The sequence below is a fragment of the Nitrobacter vulgaris genome (assembly GCF_002028545.1).
In the GTDB taxonomy this organism is placed as follows: Bacteria; Pseudomonadota; Alphaproteobacteria; order Rhizobiales; family Xanthobacteraceae; genus Nitrobacter; species Nitrobacter vulgaris.
This window is the reverse complement of the sequence record NZ_MWPQ01000004.1, coordinates 1-21110: the sequence shown is the minus strand read 5'-3', so window position 1 is coordinate 21110 and position 21110 is coordinate 1. Positions and strand designations below refer to the sequence as shown.

Genomic DNA, 21110 nt, shown 5'->3' with positions numbered 1-21110 from the left:
GCTCCGTCAGACCTTCATGCGCGAACTGTAAATTAGAACGATTCGATGCACTAACTGGTTACCATAATCCAGAAGTACCTTTACTCAACACCGGCCGTAAAGATTATATCGCTATTCCGATGAGTGATGTCACCTTCGAATGCCCTTATCGCCAGGGCTATCCCTGAAAGTAGGGCTTATTCTTCGGTCGCTGACGGAAGTGGAGCCATCGTGTGGGTGCGAGTATGTCGTCAGGAGTCGGGGCAAATCGCGCGCTGTTCCACGCTGCTTACGAAAGCATACGCTCCTGCATACCGGCGGGTAACACAATCCGAACACAGATCCTGGTTTGCTATCTGTTAATGAGTGCCATCACGGCGGCTCTCGGATTCTACGCCATGCAAAGCATCAAGCACGCTGGCGGTCTTGTTGCCAAAACATTCGACGAATCTCTGATGTCGATCAACTACGCACGGGCAGCGGCCGCAGACTTCTCTAAAATGCGCGCAGTCGCCTCCCGGCGACTGGGGATTCTCGACCTTCAGGCGCGCACCGAGCTTGATAAAAAAATTACCAGGCTTGAAAGTACCTTTTACGACGATCTGAATATCGCCGCCGAACGGTCTCAGTCCCCCGGCGCGACTGATGCGGTCACAAAGGTACGCAAAGCAGTCAGTGAATGGGCCACGCTGTATAGCAACGGCGGCAAAGTACCTGATGTGAATAACCGCGCCATCTATGTCGACCGCCTGGATGGCTACGCGAAGACCGTTGACCAGCAGATTGATCTTTTGATCAACCACACTGCTGGCGACGGCTTTTTGTTCCGCCAACGAGCTCTGTCCGCGATTGATCGTGACTTGCATTTCAATCTCGGCGCTATCGCCATCGCGCTTCTTCTCTCCGGATTCGTCACTTGGCTGTTAAGCCGCCGTATTATTGGGCAGGTTGCTGTTGCCTCCAAAGCCGCACGAAGCATCGCGGCGGGCGAGCTCGATGTTAACATCCCCAGGGGAGGAGCCGACGAACTCGGTACGTTAATCGCCGCGATGAGCGTGATGCGAAATAATATTAAAGATATGGTTGGGCGTGAAATCGCTCAGCGGAGGTCCGCACAAGCGCGTTTGACCGATGCGCTTGAAAATTCCCGCGAAGGCGTCGTTCTTCTTCATCCTGACGGAAAGATCGCGCTGGCCAACTCCCGCTCAAGCGAATTTCTTGCCAGTGCACCGGAGCTTCTCCGGTTCGACTCGCTAGACACATTCAAGATTGCGTTTCCCTCAACTGGCCCGGCGCTCCTCGCGAACGACGACCTCACAGGCGAAGCGTGTTTACCGGACGGTCGGTGGCTGCGCGTCAGCCGTAGCAAGACCCAGGAAGGCGGCGAGATCGTAGTTTTCAGCGACATCACAGCCTTAAAGAGGCAGGAAGAGCAACTCTACGAGACCAACCGAAGACTCGATGCCGCTCTCGACAACATGTCGCAGGGTTTGTGTCTGTATGACAACGATGGTTGCCTGCAAGTCGTCAACCGTCGTTTCTGCGAGATTTTCCGCATTCCTTCCGGCCATGTCCGCGCTGGCATGCAGTTCGAATCTGTTCTGAAGCTGAGCATCATGGCAGGAAATCACGCGGGTCAGACCCTCGATGAACTCGTGGAGTCGTCCATATCGCGCTCGGAGATCGGAAGCTATTTTCAGAGTTTAAGCGATGGTCGCATTATTCGTATCGACCGCCGTTCGACCTCCGATGGCGGATGGCTGGAAACTTGCGAAGACGTCACCGAGCAGCAGCGGGCGGAGACTCAGATCGCTTTTATGGCCCGTCACGATGCCCTCACCCACCTCCCGAATCGTCTGCTGCTGGCGGAGCGTATCGAACAAGCTATTGCCCAAGCCGGACGCGGAGCTGGATTCAGCGTTCTATGTTTGGACCTCGACAACTTCAAACAGGTCAACGACACACTCGGACATCCGATCGGCGACGAGCTGCTTTGTGCAGTCGCCGACAGGCTGCTCGCCTGTGTCCGGGAGATCGATACCGTCGCTCGTTTGGGCGGCGATGAGTTTGCCATCATCCAAGCAGGCACGCGAGACTCTAACGATGTGGAGCGACTTGCACGACGTATCGTTGAATGCATCGGACAGTCTTATGAATTCAACGGACAACGGATTGTCATCGGCTGTAGTATCGGTATCTCGCTGGCTCCTCACGATGGCTCGAATGGCGAAAAGCTCCTGAAGAATGCAGACTTGGCGTTGTATCGTGCCAAGGCTGAAGGTAGCGGCGTCTGGCGGTTCTTTGAAACTGAGATGGACGAAAGTCTACAGAAACGCCGCGCTCTCGAACTCGATCTTCGGGACGCGATGACGAATGGCCAGTTTGAGTTGGTCTATCAGCCAATCTACAATCTCAAACTTGAAAAGATTTGCCGGTTCGAAGCTCTGCTGCGGTGGCGTCACCCGCAGCTCGGCCTCGTGTCTCCCGAAAAGTTCATCCCTGTGGCCGAGGAGATTGGTCTCATTATTCGGCTCGGCGAATGGGTGATTGATCAGGCTTGCCAACAAGCTGCATCCTGGCCAGACGACATCAAGGTCTCAGTGAATGTCTCTTCCGTGCAATTCCGTAGCCCGCGCCTCGTCGAGGCTTTCTCATCGGCGCTGATGCACTCGCGGCTACCAGCCGGACGCCTGGAGATCGAGATCACCGAGTCGGTGCTTCTTACGAATAGCACGGAAACCATGGCGACCCTGCACAAGCTCCGGTCGCTTGGCTTGCGGATCGCAATTGACGATTTCGGGACGGGATATTCTTCTTTGAGCTACCTGCAGAGTTTTCCCTTCGATAAGCTCAAGATTGATCAATCGTTCGTCCATGACTTGACCTCGACAGAAGGGTCGAAGCTGATCGTTCGCGCTATCGTGAGCCTTGGAAAAAGCCTCGGCATGCAAATCACTGCCGAAGGCGTGGAGAACATCGCCCAGTTTGATCAGGCTGCCGCTGAAGGCTGCGATGAAGTGCAAGGCTTTTTCCTCAGCAAACCGGTATCGGCGCCCCAAGTCTCATCCGTGATTCGCAAATTTGAGAGGCGTCGTGGTACTTCGCGTTCATCCCGGAAGCTCGGCAAGCTCACGACTGCAAGTGGCTTTTCACGCTGATTGCGTAGCTTGAAACGAAACGATGCTCCCGAAGATATGGGGCCGGTAGGCCGTCTTGGATCTGCGGACGTTAAGCTGACTCGAACCGCGGCGGTCTTTCGCTCAACCGGTTCCGTTCTCGCAAATCAGGCCTTGAGTCCTGTTCCGCCCCGAGCAAAGCGCTTGCGGATACGTGACAGCAATCCGTCGCAGACGTCGCGATAGGCCTGCAGACGCTGCTCGCGGCTGCCTTCGATGCTGGTGGGATCCGGCGTCGGCCAGTATTCGACATCGGCTGCAATCGTCCGCGTCAATTCCAGCGCCTTGTGATGGGCTTCCGGTGACAGCGTGATGATGAGATCGAAGTTGAGACCTTCCCAGTCCTCGACTTCTTCGAACGTCATCGGCCGGTGCTTCGCGATATCCTGGCCCAGTTCGGCCATCACGGCGACGGCGAACGGATCGAGTTCACCGGTCCGGACACCGGCGGATCGTACATAGAGCGTTCGCGGAAACATGTGCTGCAACAGGCTCGCCGCCATCGGCGAGCGCACGCTGTTATGCGCGCAGGCGAACAGCACCGACTGGGGATTGTCCACGCGCGCCGGCGCGGCCATGCGCTCAGGCCACTTTCGTTTCGCGCGCGCCCTCCGCGCAACCATCACGCAGGTATCGCGACAGCGACAGATGTTCCGCCATTCGGATCATGCGCCACCCTTCCAATGCAAGACGGAGATCAGCGTGAACAGCCGCCGCGCGGTCTCGAAATCGACGCGGACCTTGCCGCTCAGTCGCTCCTGAAGCGTGCGTGAACCTTCGTCGTGAACACCGCGCCGGCCCATGTCGATGGCTTCGATCTTGTCCGACGTCGCGGTGCGGATCGCCTGATAATAGCTATCGCAGATCATAAAGTAGTCTTTCACGATCCGACGAAACGGGGTCAGGGACAACAGGTGCGTCACCACCGGCGCGCCGTCTTCGCGCCTGATATCGAACATCAGGCGGTTGCCGGTGATCGCGATGTGCAGCGTGAACGGGCCACCTTCCGCGCCTTCCGGCGCGAACAGGTTCTTCTCGACGAGATCGTAGATCGCGATCGCCCGCTCGTGTTCGATATCCGGCCCGGAACGCCCAATCGAATCCTCATCGAGCGTGACCGCCACGATACAATTGCGAGAATCATCCTGGGGTGAGTCCTGGCTCATCGCCTGCTGGTCCAATTCCAACATTCGCATCCCGTTTCGGCGCGGTGAGAGGCGGATGTCAAATTCGCTCCACTAGTTGAGACGCACTCCGACCGAGCGGGCGTGGGCGTCAAGGCCCTCGGCCTTGCCCAGGGTCATCGCCGCCGGCCCCAGCGCCCGCAACTGGTCCGGTCCGCATTTCAGGATTGACGTTCGCTTCATGAAGTCAAGCACGCCAAGGCCCGATGAGAACCGCGCCGAGCGTGCCGTCGGCAGCACATGGTTGGAGCCGCCGACATAATCGCCAATCGCCTCCGGCGTGTGGGGGCCGAGAAAGATCGCGCCAGCATTTCGGATCCGCGCGGCGAGGCTTTCAGGGTCGACTGTCATGATCTCCAGATGCTCCGCGGCAATGGCATCCGCCAGCGTCACCGCTTCATCGAGGCTCTTTACCAGAATGATGGCGCCGTAATTGGTCCATGAGGCGCGCGCGATGTCCGCCCTCGGCAATGTTGCAAGTTGCGCCTCCACGGCGCGCTCGACGTCGGCGGCAAGCGTCTCGCTGTCGGTGATCAGGATCGACTGCGCATTGGCATCGTGCTCCGCCTGCGCCAGCAAGTCAGCGGCGATCCAGTTCGCATTACCGGTGTCGTCGGCGATGACAAGAACTTCCGAGGGACCAGCGATCATGTCGATGCCGACCCTGCCGAATACCTGGCGCTTCGCGGCGGCGACATAGGCGTTGCCCGGTCCCACGATTTTGGCTACCGGCGCGATGGTCGCGGTGCCGTAGGCGAGAGCAGCGACCGCCTGCGCGCCGCCGACGCGATAGATTTCGGAGACACCGCCAAGCCGCGCCGCCGCCAGCACCAGTGGATTGATCTTGCCCTCTGGCGAGGGCACGACCATGACAACGCGGGCGACACCGGCGACCCTGGCCGGCACCGCGTTCATCAGCACCGACGACGGATACGCCGCGGAGCCGCCCGGGACGTAAAGTCCGACCGCCTCGATCGCAGTCCAGCGCGAGCCGAGCTCGACGCCGAGCGCGTCGGTGAAATGGTCGTCCTTCGGCAGTTGGCGGCGATGAAAAATCTCGATCCGATCGCGCGCCAGTTTCAGCGCGTCCAGCGTCGCCGTGTCGCAAGCCTCCGCGGCGGCGTCGATCTCGGCGGCCGTGAAGCGGAGTCCTGCGGCATCAATGGAAAGCCGGTCGAACCTGCGGGTCGCCTCGATCAGCGCCGCATCGCCGCGTGCCGCCACGTCATCGACGATCACACGAGTGGCCGCCTCGATATCGGCCGAGACCTCGCGCTTGGTCGCGAGAAACGCCCTGAAGCGCGAGGCAAAATCGGCGCTGCGGCTATCGATACGGATCGGCATGGGAATGTTTCCGGCAAGATCTATAGCGTTTTCAAGCGAAGTGGGCACCGGTTCGCATGAAGAAAACGTGTCAAATCAAAATCATAGAGCCCCGCTTCCGATTCCATCAGAAGCGGAAAGGCTCTCATGGAGCGAACCCGCTCTCGGGTACAGCGCTCAATGGCGCGGCCTCAAATCGCCGTCAACCCTTCGAGACACCTGACGCCTGATTCAGCGTTAAAAACTGACTTGTCTTCATCCTTGATCGAGGATGATCGTGCCCGAAACCGGTTGGCACGAGCCCGCTCCGGCGGCGCGAAGCTAGCGGGAACGGTAAAAATCGGATCACCGTTCGCTGATCCGCTCGATCGAAGCCCCGCACGCCGACAGTTTTTTCTCAAGCTGCTCGAAACCGCGGTCGAGGTGGTAGACGCGGTTGACCACGGTCTCCCCTTCGGCGGCAAGTCCCGCAATCACCAGCGACACCGAGGCTCGCAAATCCGTCGCCATGACCGGCGCTCCGCGCAGCGTTCCAATGCCATCGATGGTGGCTGTTTCGCCGTCCAGATGAATGCGTGCGCCGAACCGTGCCAGCTCCTGCACGTGCATGAAGCGGTTTTCGAAGATTGTCTCGGTGATATGGGACGCCCCCTTGGCGCGCGTCATCAACGCCATGAGTTGTGCCTGAAGGTCGGTCGGAAATCCCGGAAACGGCGCGGTGGAGACCGTGACCGGATTGATGCCGACGCCGTTGCGTGCGACCCGAATACCCTCATTGTTCGGCGTGATGACAACGCCCGCATCGGTCAGCACATCGAGCGCCGACTGCAACAGCTCCGGCCGCGCGCCGCGCAGCAGCACCTCGCCGCCGGTCATCGCCACCGCCATCGCATAAGTGCCGGTCTCGATCCGGTCGGGCAGCACGGTGTGCCGTGCGCCAGCCAGCCTGCCGACGCCCTCGATGACGATCCGCGGCGTGCCCGCCCCGGAAATGCGCGCGCCCATTTTATTGAGACAATCCGCGACGTCGGCGATTTCCGGCTCGCAGGCCGCGTTGGTGATGATGGTGGTGCCGTTCGCCAGCGTTGCCGCCATCAACGCAACATGGGTACCGCTTACGGTCACCTTGGGAAATTCCACTTCGGCGCCCGTCAGGCCGCCGGGCGCGCTGGCGATCACATAGCCGCCGTCGATCGCAATCCTGGCGCCCAGTTTTTCCAGCGCCATGATCAGGAGATCGACCGGACGGGTGCCGATGGCGCAACCGCCGGGCAATGACACCCGGGCCTCATGCATCCGTGCTAGGAGCGGCGCAATCACCCAGAAGCTGGCCCGCATCCTCGAGACCAGTTCGTACGGCGCGGTGGTGTCGATGACGTTCGCGGCCGAAATGTGCAGGGTCTGTCCCTGATATTCGTGATCGCCCGAGCGCTTGCCCGCCGACATGATGTCGACGCCGTGGTTTCCGAGGATACGCTGCAACTGCGCAACGTCCGCAAGCCGCGGCACGTTGTCGAGGATCAGCGTCTCCTCGGTCAGCAGCGCGGCGATCATCAAAGGCAGCGCCGCGTTCTTTGCGCCAGAAATCGGAATGGTGCCGTTGAGCTTGTTGCCACCGACGATGCGAATGCGATCCATACCCATTTCCGTTTCTATGGATGAAGTAGAAGAGAAATCGCCCCGCGCTCGAAAGCTTCGCAAATCAGGGCGTTGAGAGGAGCTTACAACCTGTCGGCCGGATGATTTCCTGATGATTTATAGCGTTTTCGAGCAAAGTAGATACCGGTTCGCGTGAAGAAAACGCGTCAAAACAACAAAGCTTCGTTTCTGATTCAGTCAGAAGCAAAAAAATAGACTAGCTAGAACATCGCGCGGCAAGCGCCATCATCTCTTCGCGCCTGTCGCGCACCGAAGAGAGCGAGTGGCTTCGGCATCATTCGTCCCGACACTCCGGTTCAGGATCTTCCGCGGAAGCGGCTTGATCGGCTCGTCCGCGGGATTGCGATTTACGCCGTTTGAGGTTTTCGCGCAGCGCCGCCCTCAGCCGCATCCGACGTTTTCCATTCTCCGCGTCGCGGTCGGTGTCGCGGTTGTCGATCATGGTGTTCCGCTCGGGAGTCCGGATGCGCCCGATCCTCGATCTGGGAGGAGCAGGCGAATTCAACATACATGCCCCGGCGCGGCTGCCGCAACCAAGCCTTCCACAGGCGCGGTTCGTCCGCCTCGATAGCGATCGCCCTGGCCCGCCCGATTCGCAGCAACGCAGCCGCCTCGGCTTGCGCGCCCTACAGCCTTGTGGCAAGGATCGGCCCGCCTTGTCGGCCATAGGCTGATTCCGCGTTGGGGCTTGCTGCCGTAGCTCAGTGGTAGAGCACTCCATTGGTAATGGAGAGGTCGACAGTTCAATCCTGTCTGGCAGCACCATTCCTTCCTTGAAGAGCGCGAACGATCCTCAAGTAGCGCGAATCGAAAGGTGATTCGCAGAGTTGCGGCTCCGAGACCGCCCGAGGAAGCTTCAGCAGCCGTGTTGCTTGCCCAAAATTGGCGGGAAGGCACGGGAATTAAGGCTCCATTTAGCTTTTATTAGGGCGGCATTAAGCTTACAAGGTCCGATGCCCTCTTGCTGCCCCCTCAACGGATTGCGAACGTTTCAGAGTGTGGCGTCTCAGTGACAGCTTTTTTCGGCAAATCGATCTAGGGTCCAAATGACGGGGCCGACGAACGGCTGCTCGGAACTTGAATTCCTGGAGAACACAATGAAAAAGATTCTGCTCGCTTCTGTAGCCTTCCTCGGTATGGCCGCGATCGTGCCAGCACAAGCCGCCGATCTTGCGGCGCGTCCCTACACCAAGGCACCGGCCTACACGCCCGCGCCGATCTATAACTGGACCGGTTTCTACATCGGTGGTCACATCGGCGGCGCTTTCGGTGGCAGCAATAACGTCCTTGCACCGGGCTTTATCAACAACAACAACGACGGCCGGTTCATGGGTGGTGGTCAGATCGGCTACGACACGCAGTTCTCCCCTAACTGGGTGTTCGGTATCGAAGCCAACTACAGCTTCCTCGACACCGGTAGCAATTTCGCCAACCGTGGCCTCGGATCGGTCACCGGCCGGCTCGGCTACACCTGGGGTCCGGCGCTGCTGTACGTCAAGGGCGGCTACGGCTGGGCTGACTCGCGCTTCACCAACGGCTTTGCCGGCACCGGCGGCCGCGACGGATACACTGTCGGCGGTGGTCTGGAATACCTGTTCACCCAGAATTGGTCGGGCAAGGTCGAATACCAATACTACGATTTTGGCAATGTGAATTTCATCGGTCCGGTCGGAGCTTTTGGCACCTTCCGCAACGACCAGCACACCATCAAGGTCGGCCTGAACTATCGTTTCAACTGGGGTGCTCCGATGGGCGCTCCGCTTGCTCCGGGATACTGATCACTTCCGAACCTCACGGTTCTGAAATAGAGAAGGGCCGGCATCTGATGCCGGCCCTTCTTGCTTTGGGGCTTTTCGCGGCTTGAGTCGTTCGCGATTCGCCATGCACATGGTATCTCTGCCAGGCGGTAGGCCGGTTCAAAACCTGATTCCGCATGACGAGACACACGGGAATAACGCCATGGACTCAGCCTCGGTTTCGTTCGACAGCACCCATGATTCGGTCGCGCGCACACGCCACGATTGGACGCGGCTCGAAGCCGAGACACTTTATAACCTCCCGTTCCCGGATCTGCTTTTTCAGGCGCAGACCATCCATCGCCGCAATTTCGATCCCAATCACGTCGAGACCGCGAGCCTGCTCAGCATCAAGACCGGCGGCTGCCCGGAAGACTGCGGATACTGTGCGCAAAGCGCGCATTACGACGCCGGGGTCAAAGCCACGAAGCTGATGGACAGGGAAGCGGTCATTGACACCGCCCGGCGGGCAAAGGATGCCGGCGCCGGCCGGTTCTGCATGGCGGCGGCCTGGCGCAATCCGAAGGACAGGGATCTCGATCGGATCTGTGACATGGTCAGCGCCGTCAAGGAACTGGGCATGGAGACCTGCGCGACGCTGGGGATGCTCACGCCCGAGCAGGCCCGGCGGCTGCAGAAGGCCGGACTCGATTTCTACAACCACAATGTCGATACTTCCCCCGAATTCTACGGCCAGATTATCACCACCCGCACCATGCAGGACCGTATCGACACGCTCGCCCATGCACGCGAGGCCGGGCTGAAGCTCTGCTGCGGCGGTATCATCGGCATGGGAGAGCAGGTCGGCGACCGCCTCGGCATGTTGATGCTGCTGGCCAATCTCCCGGCGCATCCGGAAAGCGTTCCTATCAACATGTGGAACGAGGTCCAGGGGGTGCCGGTCAACGCCACGGCCGAGCGACCGGATCCTATCGCGCTGGTCCGCATGATCGCGGTGGCGCGGATCATGATGCCGAAGAGCGTGGTAAGGCTGTCAGCGGGCCGGCAATACATGACCGATGAACTGCAAGCGCTGTGCTTCGTGGCCGGCGCCAACTCCATTTTCATAGGCGACCTTTTGCTCACCACGAAGAATCCGCAGACCGTGCGCGACGCGGCATTGCTCGACCGCCTCGGCATGAGGTCGCCGCTGGACAGTGCGAAAGCGCCTGCCGTCGCGCTGATCTGACCGGGAGAATTACCTCGGTTGCGGCGTAACGAGGGGTCATCAGCTTGCTCGCATGACGCGAGCGGGCAGCCGGTTGCAGGGCCGCTTTGTTCCAGCGCAAAATTAATGGCGATTTTTAACCCTCAAGCCGGCGCTTTTGCGGATTCGGCTCGACAGCCCCGCTGGAAAGGCTCTAAAAAGGTTCTGATCGGTCCGGCGTACCGGGCTTTTATCCGGATGTTGTCATGGATTATAGCAAGTTCTTCAGTAACGCGCTGGATCGCCTTCATGACGAGCGGCGCTACCGTGTTTTCGCCGATCTTGAGCGCATCGCCGGTCGGTTCCCCTATGCCACCTTGCACACGCCCAAGGGGCCGCGCAACGTCATCATCTGGTGTTCGAACGACTATCTCGGCATGGGTCAGCACCCGAAGGTGGTCGGCGCCATGGTCGAGACCGCGACCCGTATCGGCACCGGCGCCGGAGGCACCCGCAATATCGCTGGAAACCATCATCCTCTGGTCCAGCTCGAACAGGAGCTTGCCGATCTGCACGGCAAGCCGGCGGCGCTCGTGTTCACGTCCGGTTATGTCTCCAATCAGACCGGTATTTCGACCCTCGCAAAGCTGATTCCGAACTGCCTGATCCTCTCTGACGCGCTCAACCACAATTCGATGATCGAAGGCATCCGCCAGTCCGGCTGTGAACGTGTGGTTTTCCGCCACAACGACCTTGCCCATCTCGAGGAGCTGCTTCGCGCCGCCGCCCCAGATCGTCCCAAGCTGATCGCCTGCGAAAGCCTGTATTCGATGGATGGCGATGTCGCGCCGCTTTCGAAGATCTGCGACCTCGCCGAACGCTACGACGCCATGACTTATGTTGACGAAGTGCACGCCGTCGGCATGTATGGTCCGCGCGGCGGCGGCATCGCGGAGCGCGAAGGCGTCATGCACCGCATCGACGTCCTCGAAGGCACGCTCGCCAAGGCCTTCGGCTGCCTCGGCGGCTACATCGCCGGCAATTCCGAGATCATCGACGCCGTGCGCTCTTATGCGCCGGGCTTCATCTTTACCACCTCATTGCCGCCCGCGATCTGCTCCGCGGCGACCGCCGCGATCCGACATCTCAAATCATCAACCTGGGAACGCGAACGCCATCAAGAGCGGGCCGCGCGAACCAAGGCGAGCCTGATCGCGGCAGGTCTGCCGGTGATGGTCAGTTCGACGCATATCGTTCCGATTTTCGTCGGCGATCCCGAGCGCTGCAAGCAGGCCTGCGATATGTTGCTGCACGACCACAACATCTATATCCAGCCAATCAACTATCCGACCGTTGCCAAGGGAATGGAGCGGTTACGAATCACGCCGTCGCCGTACCACGACGACGCGCTGATCGATCAGTTGGCCGAAGCGCTGCTTCAGGTGTGGGAGCGTCTCGGTCTGCCGCTGCAGGCGAAATCCATGGCAGCCGAGTAACGACCTGTCGGAACGTTTTCGCGTTTAACGGAAACACAAACGCGTTCTCGTTCGAGGTGAGGTTTTTTTCCGCGTGAACCGCTGCCCCTCCTCCGCTAAGCGGAGGAACTGATCAGCTGGAAACTATCCAGCTGAGGGGGTGCGATTGCCGCGAAGTTTTTCCAAGCAAAACCCGCCTTAGTAGCGGAAGGGCTAATATAGCATTTTCGAGCGAAGTGGGCACCGGTTCGCGTGAAGAAAACGCGTTAAATCAAGATTATAGAGCCCCGCTTCTGATTCCGTCAGAAGCGGAGGGCTCTAGGACGCGGAAAGCTGCCGCCGTGAACTCGCCTCCGAGAACACAATCCGAATCAGATCGGCAGTGTTTTTCGCCCCGAGCTTGTCCATGATCCGCGCGCGATGAACCTCGACGGTGCGCGGACTGATGCCAAGTCTCCTCCCCGCTTCCTTGTTCGAAGCACCCCTGGCCACCTGGGACAGAACCTCGCGCTCTCGGCAGGTCAACAGATGGCAGCCGGGAAAATTGGCGAGGCCGCCGTTCTCGCTCCCACGCGTCTCTCGCCAAACCTTCACCGCGGCACGAACACGGTCGACGATGGCATCGGAGAAAAACGGCTTCTCCAGGAAGTCGAGCGCGCCATGCTTCATGGCTTCGACAGCCATTGCAATGTCGGCTGCGCCCGAGATCACAAGGATAGGCGAGGCAACTTTTTCGGCGGCGAGCCTGCGTAGGATTTGAAATCCCGATTCGCCGGGAAGATGCAGGTCGAGAATGACACAGGCGGGAGATGCGCTGCGAATCTCCTCAAGAAACGAAGCGCCGTCGCCAAAGCCTTGCGCGGCATACCCCTCGATTTTCAAAAGGAGAACCAGCGTTTCACGTACCGACGAATCATCGTCGACGACGAAAACCGGGACATCCGACACAAAAGGCAAAAGCTTTCCCATCCGCGGCTTCCTCACGAGCGAAAGGCGAGTTACCACAACTTATACGTGTATAATCTGATTCGTGCGGGGTCCGCAATCATCTCGGCAGAGTGGTCCGCGAGGCAGTTTGATTTGATGGTGAGAGCAGCAGCCATCAGGGGCTTCAAGGGCAAGCCCTGCGACACACAATATGGCACGACAGGCGTGATCGCCGCCGCCGCCATCAAATGCCTTCAGCTGACCCGGGCATCAGATTCCTGACGTATCGCGCTGGACGCGGCTCGCCATCTCGATCAGCCGCCGCCAGGCACGCTCGACGAATGACATCAAGCGGCCCATATCGCGATCGCTCGGGAGTGGAATCTCAATGCTGTTGCGGTTGACGTCCGCGGATTTCGGTCCGTCAGCCTTTGGCGCAGCCGGCCCCGGCTCACCCGACCCCTGTTGTTGAGGCAATTCTTTCTGAATCTTGTCGGCCGGCTCGCGCGCGGCGAGCTGCGCCTTCAATTTTTCGTTCTCCGCCTGCAACCGGCCGATTTCCTTATCCAGCGCGGCATGCTCTTCAGGCAATACGTAGCACGCCCAACCCGAGCCCTTGTTCTCGCAATGGGAAACCACGCCGGTAAGCGTATCCAGCCTGACAAAGCCGCCGCTCATCGGCACGAGCGTATAGCGTCCTTTCTCAGCCTCCTGCGCAAGCGCCGGAACAACCAGGCAAAAGAGCATCGCGGTGATCGCGGAAATCCGCAACAGTCTGAACGGTATCGCCGCGTACATGCTCTGCTCCGTCGAGACCGAATTCGCTTCACCCGAGCGGGCGCTCTGTCATCGACCTATAGCGCCGACCACCCGATTTCAACGCGTCGGCAGTCCGTTTCGGGTCCACGTCCACCCTCAACTATCCTGCCGCTGCGGCGCGTCAGACGACCCTCCAGATACCCCAAGTCGCCAGCTTTCTTGCGTTGCGAGCGCGCCCGCAACGCTTAGCCAGCCCGCCGCCTTTCGCGAAGACCGCTTTTGCAGCGCGGCAACTAAGCGCAGCCGCTTTGATTTTCTAGAATAAAGCCAGCTAATTCAACGCTATAGTCCACAGCGACACAATCTTGACTTGACCTTGGGCCGTCAGTATGGTCCGCGCGGCTTCTGAGGGTAACGGGCGTAATTTCCTGAAGATCGCGGCGTTGTGTCGGGTGTCGAGAGCATGGCTGACGGCACGGACAAAAACAGCAGCGGGCACGGAGATCGCGAGCATTCGGCTCCCGACGAAGCTGCGCTTTCCGAAAGGCTCGGAAATCTCGATCAACGGCTGTCCAAGCTTCGTGGGCACCGCAAGAACGAGACTGACCAATCCGGTGATGGAAGCGGGGACGGAGCTGCCAGGGCCTCGGCAATGGCGCGTGGTTTCCGCCTATCCTCCGAATTGATCGCGGGCGTTGCTGTCGGGGCGTTGATAGGCTGGGGATTCGACCGCTTGCTGTCGACCTCGCCCTGGGGGCTGATTGTGTTTTTCCTGCTTGGCTTCGCAGCCGGCGTGATCAACGTGATGCGGTCGGCGGGCGTGATTCCCGAGCAGACAGACCGATGACGGATGGCCGTCTGGACGATTGAGTTGCTTGAACGCCGGCCTGCCGGCAGACTGAAAGTTGCACGCGGATGATGGACCCGATCCACCAGTTCAACATCGAGAAGATTTTCACGATCGGCCATATCGGCGGCCAGGAAATCGCCTTCACCAATTCCTCCGCCTACATGCTGCTCGCCGTCGTGCTGACATCGCTTTTGATGCTGGGCACCGGTCGCAAGCTCGTGCCCGGGCGCATGCAATCGATCGCCGAGATCAGCTACGAGTTCGTCGCCGACACCATACGCACCACCGCCGGCAAGGACGGCATGAAGTTCTTTCCCTTCGTGTTCTCAATCTTCATGCTGGTGACCGTCTCAAACCTCGTCGGCATCATTCCCTACACCTTCACGATCTCGAGCCACATCATCATCACGGCCGGCCTGGCTTTCCTCGTCTTCTTCACGGTGCTGATCTACGGCTTCTACAAGAACGGCCTGAGATTCTTCAAACTATTCGTGCCGTCGGGCATTCCGGTCGCGATCCTGCCGCTGGTGGTGGCGATCGAGATCATCTCGTTCTTGTCGCGGCCGGTCTCGCACAGCGTGCGTCTGTTCGCCAACATGCTGGCGGGTCACATTACGCTGAAAGTGTTCGCGAGCTTCGTCACCATGCTCGGCGCCATGGGAATCGTCGGCGTGTTCGGCGCCGTGCTGCCGCTGGCGCTGGTGGTAGCGCTCACCGCACTCGAGTTATTGGTCGCATTCCTTCAGGCCTACGTCTTCACAATTCTCACCTGCATCTACATCAACGATGCGATTCATCCCGGTCACTAAGACCGGTACACATCCCTCCAAAGTCACTCTCACAAACCTCAGCAAGGAGTTTGTTTCATGGATCCGATTGCCGCGAAGTACATTGGCGCTGGTATTGCCTGCATCGGGATGGGTGGCGCCGGCGCCGGCGTGGGCATCATCTTCGGCAACTATCTTGCCGCCGCGGTGCGCAATCCCTCGGCCGCCCAGGGCCAGTTCGGCAACCTGATCTTCGGCTTCGCGGTGACGGAAGCGCTCGGCATCTTCTCGCTGCTGATCGCCCTGTTGTTGCTGTTCGCACTTTAAGATCACTGACCGGCTGACGGGACCTGGAAAGCCGGGTCCCGATCGACCGCAAAGGAGACGCCCGTGGCTGAAAGTCATGGCAACGCACAGGGCACGACGGCCCACACCGAAGCCGACGGCGGCCACAAGGCTCCGTTCCCGCCGTTCCAGAAGGACACCTTCGCGTCCCAGCTGGTATCGCTGACGATCACGTTCGTTGCGCTCTATATGATCTCGTCGCGAGTGGCCTTGCCACGCGTCCGCCAGACCATCGATGATCGGCAGAACACGATCGAGGGCGACCTCGCGCGGGCACAAAAGCTGAAGGACGAGTCCGACGGCGCATTGAAGGCCTATGAGACCGAACTCGCGGCCGCGCGGACACGAGCGCAGGCGATCAGCAACGACACCCGCGAGAAGCTGAATGCAGCGGCAGACGCCGAACGCAGGGCGCTCGAGGAACGGTTGTCCGTCAAGCTCGCCGACGCCGAGAAGACCATTGCCTCAACGCGCGCGGCGGCGATGAGCAACGTCCGCAGCATCGCAAGCGATGCGGCAACGGCTATCGTGCAGCAACTGACCGGCGCAACGCCCGATCCCAAGCTCGTCGACGGCGCCGTCGAAGCCTCGATGAAGGGATGACGAGACCATGTTTGCCCAACCGGAAACCTGGGTTGCCATAGCCTTCCTGATCCTGATGGGCGTCTTCGCCTATGTGGGAGTACACCGCACGGTGCTATCGGCGCTCGATCGTCGCAGCGCGCGCATCAAGGGCGAGCTCGACGATGCGCGTCGCCTGAAGGATGAAGCCGCGAAGCTGCTCGCCGACTACAAAGCCCGCCATGCGAGCGCCGAGCATGAAGCGCAGGAGATTATCGCCTCGGCCAAAGCCGAAGCCGAGCGCATCGCGGCCGAAGCAAAGGTCAAGATGGAAGATTTCGTCGCGCGCCGCACCAAGAGCGCGGAAGGCAAGATAGCCTCGGCAGAAGCCCAGGCTATCGCGGATGTCCGCGCCGCCGCTGCCGACGCCGCTGTCGCCGCTGCCTCCTCAATCCTGTCAAATTCGGTAAAGGGACAGCTTGCCGACGATCTGCTCGCCAAAGGCGTCAGCGAAGTTCGGACCAAGCTCAACTGAGTTCTTTCAAATGCGACGAAAGCCGGCGTGAGGTGCTCCGCCGGCTTTTTTGTTTCCCGGACTGTTACCGATGGACTGCCGAACGGTATCATCAAACGCGGAAGCGTGACCACAATCGCAACGACCGCGGCGTATTCAATATCCGCTTGCGCGAATTGCTGCCGACGGATCGCGCGCAGCGCAACCGCTGTGTCCGTTATCTCTGCGATCTCGGCCGTTTGCGATCCGAGCGTGGTTCAGGCTTCAGCGCCTGCGGATCGAATCCGACGTAAAACACGTAGCGGTCGGCGGCCGCGCTCTGCGGCGCCGGATACGAAATGTCGTCCGAAACAAAGCTGTAGGTCCCGCCTTCGTTGCCCGACAGGTTCACCGTAATCGTATAGGCCTTGGTGGCGATCGTTTTCGCGGAAACGCCATCCTCAACCACCGCGACGCGCAACGGCACCTCCACGGACGACGGTGCCCCCGCCGGCCCCACGATGACCCGCCCGCGGATACCGACCTTGATTGCGATCTGATGCGTATCGGTGTTGTAGTCGCATTCTCGCGCGGTATCGCCGATAGTCGCCTGATAGCGGACATCGGTACCACTCGCCGGCTGACCTGAGGCGCCGACCGTGTAGGTCGATGCGCCGGCACGGATGGAGACGGTCGGACAGGTAAGATCGTCGGGCACAGAAGCCACGTCGCCGGATGCCGGCGCCGCTCGCTCCGGCTGCGATTTGACGCCGAACATTTCCTTGAAACGATCCCCGAGCGACTGCGATAGCGCTGGGGAAGCGGCAACTATCCAGCAGCCTGCGACCATAGTCATCAGACGCAACGGAAAGCCAACCAAGTGCCTGACAGGAGCCGGTTCATCCACTTCGGTGGTGCCCGCAACATTAAGCATTCACGTCGTCCGTCGTTGTTTCCACGCGCGGCTTTATAACAAGCCAATGGCCGCAAGCCAAAGGTGGGGTTCGTCAGACGGAAATGACGGGCGATCTCGGACCGTCTCCGATTCTTTCGGACGGAAAATGTCTAGCCGTGGAAATCGTCGTGCAACATGCCGAACAGCAGGTGATCCTGCCAGATTCCATTGATGCAAAGATAGCGACGCGCCAACCCCTCCCGCGTGAAGCCGCACTTTTCCAGCACGCGAATGGACGGCATATTGCTGGGAATGCAGGCAGCCTCGATGCGATGCAGGTTCAGTTCGCCGAACAGGATCGGAAGCAGCACCCGCAACGCCGCGGTCATATAGCCTCGCCCCGCATAGGGCTGGCCTATCCAATATCCGATAGTGCCTGCCTGCGCGATGCCGCGACGGACATTGGCGAGCGTGACCCCACCCAACATGATGCCGTCGGATTCGCGAAACACAATGAATGGGTAGGACCTGTCGCCGGCGATATCCTCTGCGTAGCGGCGTAACCGCCGCCGAAATCCGGCGCGGGTCAGGTCGTCCGATGGCCACATCGGTTCCCATGGGGTCAGATAGGCGCGGCTGTGCTCACGAAGCTGTCTCCATTGCAAAAAATCGGACATCTCAGGCGCACGCAGCAACAGACCGTGCCCTCGCGGCACAAGCGCTGGCGCGCTGGACGGCAGACGAAATAGAGCCATGACCGTTCCTCGACCCCGAATCCCAGCCTGTGGCTAGTGGAGCAAAATTCGGGCCTTCGACTGTGCCAATCCTTCCGCAAAAGCGACCGCAGTGTCCAGCCCCCTGCCGCTGCCAAGCGCGACGACCGCGGGACGGCTGCGCGCCAGCAGGATGCGCGCCGCGTCGCGCGTTGAGTCGACGCTGACGGCATCGATCCTGGCCATCAATTCGGGAACGCCCTGGGGCCGTCCATAGACGAGCATATGCCGCGCCAATTGTTCGGCGCGGGCGCTGCAACTCTCCAAAGCCATCAGCAGGCCGGCTTTCATCTGCGCTTTCGCGCGCGCGATCTCGGCTTCCGTCAGCGTTTCCACAGCCTCGCTGATAACGTCGACGACGACTTCCATCATTTCCGGCGCGTCGCTCGGATCGGTGCCGGTGTAGAGCCCAAAGAAGCCAGTGTCGGCATAGGGTGCATGGAAGGTGTAGATTGAATAGCACAGACCGCGCTTCTCACGGACTTCCTGAAACAATCGCGAGGACATGCCCCCCCCCAGAACATTGGTGAACACCTGCAACGAGAATAGCGAGGCATCGGTCTGCGACACCCCTTCCAGCGCAAGCGTCAGATGCGCCTGCTCGAGGTCGCGATGCACCACTTTGGAGCCACCGCTGCCGAATTTCGCCGCCGGCGGCTGCGGAGCCGGCGCGGCATCCAGACTTGCAAAGCAACGCTCGACCTCGGCCACGACCGCCTTGTGCTCGATCGCACCCGCCGCCGCCACCACCATGTCCGGCCCGCGATAATGCGTTTTGAGATATCCATGCAGCATGTCGCTGTTGAACCGCTTCAGCGTCTCCGGCGTACCGAGCAGCGAACGCCCGATCGGCTGGTCCGGATAGCAGAGCTCGTTGAGATGCTCGAAAACGACGTCGTCAGGAGTGTCTTGCGCCGCACCCATTTCCTGCTCGATGACGCCTTTCTCGCATTCGAGTTCCTTCGCGTCGAAGCTCGGATTGGACAGGATATCGCTCAGCACGTCGAGCGCGAGCGGAACGTCAGCCTTCATCACCCGCGCGTAATAAGCCGTCGTCTCAACACCTGTAGCGGCATTGAGATCGCCACCGACTGCCTCGATCTCCTCGGCGATCTCTCGCGCCGAACGCCTGGTGGTTCCTTTAAATGCCATGTGCTCAAGCAAATGCGAGATGCCATGCTCGTTTGGTTTCTCGTCGCGGCCGCCAACCCCGGTCCAGACTCCGAGCGCGGCGGTTTCCAGATGCGGCATGGCATCAGTGATGACCGTGAGGCCGGAAGACAGTTTCGTCATATCGACACTCATCCGGCAACTCCGTGCTTGGCGGCGCGGCTGACGGACAGCGCGAACCGTTCGATTTCTGCCTGATCGTTGTTCACGACCGTGATCCGCTCGGGCCGAGTCATCAAGCCGTCGAGCCAGGCCGGTAATGGAGGCCGCACGCCGCAGGCGGCTTCAACCGCGTCAGGGAACTTTGCGCCATGGGCAGTCGCCAGCACGATATTGGGAACACGCGAGTCGGGCGCGTCGCGATCGGCCACTGTCAGCGCAACAGCTGTATGCGGGTCGACCAGATCTCCGGCTTCGCGCCACGCCGTGCGGATCGAGGCGGCGGTCTCTGTTTCGTCGGCGCGCCCGGCATCGAAGTCGGCGCGCATCGCGGCCAGCACCGAATCCGGCAGCGCGAAGCGACCGGATTGCTGCAGCGACGCCATCATCGCGCGCACCTGCGCGGCGTCGCGCCCCGTCGCCTCGAACAACAGCCGCTCGAAGTTCGACGACACCTGAATGTCCATCGATGGCGAGGTGGTGGCGTGAACTTCGCGCACTTCATAGATGCCGGTCTTTAGTGTACGCGGCAAGATATCGTTGATGTTGGCGGCGATACGCAACCAGCGTATCGGCAGACCCATGCGCTTTGCGACGTAGCCGGCAAAGATGTCGCCGAAGTTGCCGGTCGGCACGGTAAAATCGACGGCCCGCGCCGGCGCGCCAAGCGCGACCGCCGAGGTGAAGTAATACACCACCTGCGCAACAATTCGTGCCCAGTTGATCGAGTTGACACCGGAGAGCGACACCTCGTCCCGAAAGCGGTGGTTGTTGAACAGCCCTTTCACGATCGCCTGGCAGTCGTCGAAGGTGCCTTTGACGGCGAGTGCATGAACATTTGGCGCGGCCGTCGTCGTCATCATGCGCCGCTGCACTTCGGAGATGCGGCCGTCCGGGAACAGCACGATCAGATCGACATTGGCGCTGTTGGCGAATGCGTGGACCGCAGCGCCGCCGGTGTCACCCGAGGTTGCGACGACGATCGTGGTACGCTGGCCTCGTTGTGACAGAACATGATCCATCAACCGGGACAGCAATTGCATCGCCACGTCCTTGAACGCGAGCGTCGGACCGTGAAACAGCTCCAGCATGAACTGTTGAGGACCGATCTGATCAAGCGGCACCACCGCCGGGTGCCGGAACATCGCATAAGCCTCGTTGGCCATCCGGCCGAGATCGGCCTCGGCGATGTCTCCAGCCACGAACGGCCGGATTACCTCCACGGCCACCTCCCAGTACGGTCGGCCGAAGAAGCCTGCGATAGTGTCGGGCGTTAGCTGCGGCCAGATTTCGGGCACATAAAGGCCGCCGTCACGAGCGAGGCCAGCCAGCATCACATCGGAAAAGCCGAGTTTCTGGGTTTCCCCCCGAGTCGAAAGATAATGCGTCAAGCCGGCCTCCAACGGCGGAGTGCGTTGCCAAATATTTGATAGCGCGAGTTATCCATGTCGCCATCAGCGATAGCCGCCGCGTACCATAAAGCGTTTCGGGATGAAGAGGAAATCGAAGGGAGAGAAAAAGCCGCGCCGCCCAATGCAGCTAAACGTTGCGTTGAAGCGTTTCGCGCCTGGGGGTAACAGCGAGGACTGTTGGGATCCAGAGAGCAGCGTGGATCCAGAGGGCTGGCTGATACTTGACTTCGACGACGAGTGCGGCGGCGACGACGATGAAT

At 60.3% G+C, this 21110-nt stretch carries 20 protein-coding genes, 1 tRNA gene and 1 pseudogene; 10 read left to right on the top strand and 12 right to left on the bottom strand.

From position 1 onward, the window contains the following. Window positions 1-224: 224 nt before the first annotated feature. On the top strand, window positions 225-3137 hold the full coding sequence (locus B2M20_RS01410; RefSeq protein ID WP_079445321.1) for an EAL domain-containing protein: 2913 nt from the start codon (window positions 225-227) through the stop codon (window positions 3135-3137). Between the two features lie 125 nt (window positions 3138-3262). Here the strand turns inward: B2M20_RS01410 and B2M20_RS01405 are convergent, their stop codons facing one another. The 5 genes from B2M20_RS01405 to B2M20_RS19930 all read right to left on the bottom strand — a co-directional run bounded on the left by B2M20_RS01405 (window position 3263) and on the right by B2M20_RS19930 (window position 7763). Then, a complete protein-coding gene (locus B2M20_RS01405; RefSeq protein ID WP_079445398.1) occupies window positions 3263-3733 on the bottom strand; it encodes an arsenate-mycothiol transferase ArsC in 471 nt (156 codons plus the stop codon). Between the two features lie 87 nt (window positions 3734-3820). Then, window positions 3821-4321 carry a UPF0262 family protein gene (locus B2M20_RS01400; RefSeq protein ID WP_079445397.1) on the bottom strand — a complete coding sequence of 167 codons (501 nt, stop codon included), beginning with the start codon at window positions 4319-4321 and terminating at the stop codon, window positions 3821-3823. A 72-nt stretch (window positions 4322-4393) separates the two neighbouring features. Then, window positions 4394-5683, bottom strand: coding sequence for a histidinol dehydrogenase (gene hisD / locus B2M20_RS01395; protein ID WP_079445396.1), 1290 nt, complete (start codon window positions 5681-5683; stop codon window positions 4394-4396). Window positions 5684-6007: 324 nt separating this feature from the next. Next, window positions 6008-7300, bottom strand: a complete 1293-nt coding sequence (gene murA / locus B2M20_RS01390; protein ID WP_079445320.1) for a UDP-N-acetylglucosamine 1-carboxyvinyltransferase — start codon at window positions 7298-7300, stop codon at window positions 6008-6010. Window positions 7301-7595: 295 nt separating this feature from the next. After that, on the bottom strand, window positions 7596-7763 hold the full coding sequence (locus tag B2M20_RS19930) for a hypothetical protein (protein ID WP_210189114.1): 168 nt from the start codon (window positions 7761-7763) through the stop codon (window positions 7596-7598). A 248-nt stretch (window positions 7764-8011) separates the two neighbouring features. Between B2M20_RS19930 and B2M20_RS01380 the strand changes: the two genes are divergently transcribed. The 4 genes from B2M20_RS01380 to hemA all read left to right on the top strand — a co-directional run bounded on the left by B2M20_RS01380 (window position 8012) and on the right by hemA (window position 11760). Further along, window positions 8012-8086, top strand: a tRNA-Thr gene (locus B2M20_RS01380). 332 nt (window positions 8087-8418) lie between these two features. After that, complete coding sequence (locus B2M20_RS01375; protein ID WP_079445395.1) at window positions 8419-9099, top strand: outer membrane protein; 681 nt, start codon at window positions 8419-8421, stop codon at window positions 9097-9099. A 181-nt stretch (window positions 9100-9280) separates the two neighbouring features. After that, the gene (bioB, locus tag B2M20_RS01370; protein WP_079445318.1) at window positions 9281-10306 is read left to right on the top strand and encodes a biotin synthase BioB; all 1026 of its coding nucleotides are present in this window, start codon (window positions 9281-9283) and stop codon (window positions 10304-10306) included. Window positions 10307-10530: 224 nt separating this feature from the next. After that, window positions 10531-11760, top strand: coding sequence for a 5-aminolevulinate synthase (gene hemA / locus B2M20_RS01365; RefSeq protein ID WP_079445317.1), 1230 nt, complete (start codon window positions 10531-10533; stop codon window positions 11758-11760). Between the two features lie 297 nt (window positions 11761-12057). Here hemA and B2M20_RS01360 read toward each other — a convergent pair whose 3' ends face one another. Together B2M20_RS01360 and B2M20_RS01355 are read right to left on the bottom strand one after the other, a co-directional pair. Then, a complete protein-coding gene (locus tag B2M20_RS01360; protein ID WP_079445316.1) occupies window positions 12058-12708 on the bottom strand; it encodes a response regulator transcription factor in 651 nt (216 codons plus the stop codon). Between the two features lie 228 nt (window positions 12709-12936). Then, the gene (locus tag B2M20_RS01355; protein ID WP_079445315.1) at window positions 12937-13464 is read right to left on the bottom strand and encodes a hypothetical protein; all 528 of its coding nucleotides are present in this window, start codon (window positions 13462-13464) and stop codon (window positions 12937-12939) included. 424 nt (window positions 13465-13888) lie between these two features. Between B2M20_RS01355 and B2M20_RS01350 the strand changes: the two genes are divergently transcribed. The 5 genes from B2M20_RS01350 to B2M20_RS01330 all read left to right on the top strand — a co-directional run bounded on the left by B2M20_RS01350 (window position 13889) and on the right by B2M20_RS01330 (window position 16483). Next, window positions 13889-14272, top strand: a complete 384-nt coding sequence (locus B2M20_RS01350; RefSeq protein ID WP_079445314.1) for an AtpZ/AtpI family protein — start codon at window positions 13889-13891, stop codon at window positions 14270-14272. A gap of 68 nt (window positions 14273-14340) precedes the next feature. Beyond that, a complete protein-coding gene (locus B2M20_RS01345) occupies window positions 14341-15084 on the top strand; it encodes a F0F1 ATP synthase subunit A (RefSeq protein ID WP_079445313.1) in 744 nt (247 codons plus the stop codon). A gap of 57 nt (window positions 15085-15141) precedes the next feature. Next, window positions 15142-15369, top strand: coding sequence for a F0F1 ATP synthase subunit C (locus B2M20_RS01340; RefSeq protein WP_009796340.1), 228 nt, complete (start codon window positions 15142-15144; stop codon window positions 15367-15369). 63 nt (window positions 15370-15432) lie between these two features. Then, window positions 15433-15990: a F0F1 ATP synthase subunit B family protein gene (locus B2M20_RS01335; protein ID WP_079445312.1), complete on the top strand. Its 558-nt coding sequence runs from the start codon at window positions 15433-15435 to the stop codon at window positions 15988-15990. Window positions 15991-15997: 7 nt separating this feature from the next. Continuing rightward, window positions 15998-16483 (top strand): F0F1 ATP synthase subunit B family protein, encoded by a 486-nt coding sequence (locus B2M20_RS01330; RefSeq protein WP_079445311.1) that lies wholly within the window; start codon window positions 15998-16000, stop codon window positions 16481-16483. Window positions 16484-16679: 196 nt separating this feature from the next. On the opposite strand, the gene B2M20_RS01325 is transcribed toward B2M20_RS01330, so the two are convergent. The 5 genes and pseudogenes from B2M20_RS01325 to B2M20_RS01305 form a co-directional block, all read right to left on the bottom strand. Further along, a complete protein-coding gene (locus tag B2M20_RS01325) occupies window positions 16680-17375 on the bottom strand; it encodes a hypothetical protein (protein WP_079445310.1) in 696 nt (231 codons plus the stop codon). A 131-nt stretch (window positions 17376-17506) separates the two neighbouring features. Next, window positions 17507-18091 carry a GNAT family N-acetyltransferase gene (locus B2M20_RS01320; RefSeq protein ID WP_079445309.1) on the bottom strand — a complete coding sequence of 195 codons (585 nt, stop codon included), beginning with the start codon at window positions 18089-18091 and terminating at the stop codon, window positions 17507-17509. 33 nt (window positions 18092-18124) lie between these two features. Beyond that, window positions 18125-19414, bottom strand: a complete 1290-nt coding sequence (locus B2M20_RS01315; protein ID WP_079445308.1) for a M16 family metallopeptidase — start codon at window positions 19412-19414, stop codon at window positions 18125-18127. Beyond that, window positions 19411-20829, bottom strand: coding sequence for a threonine synthase (gene thrC / locus B2M20_RS01310; RefSeq protein WP_079445394.1), 1419 nt, complete (start codon window positions 20827-20829; stop codon window positions 19411-19413). Before thrC ends, B2M20_RS01315 begins: the two co-directional genes overlap by 4 nt. Before the next feature lie 181 nt (window positions 20830-21010). Next, window positions 21011-21110: pseudogene (locus B2M20_RS01305) on the bottom strand (DUF983 domain-containing protein); the annotation flags it as partial.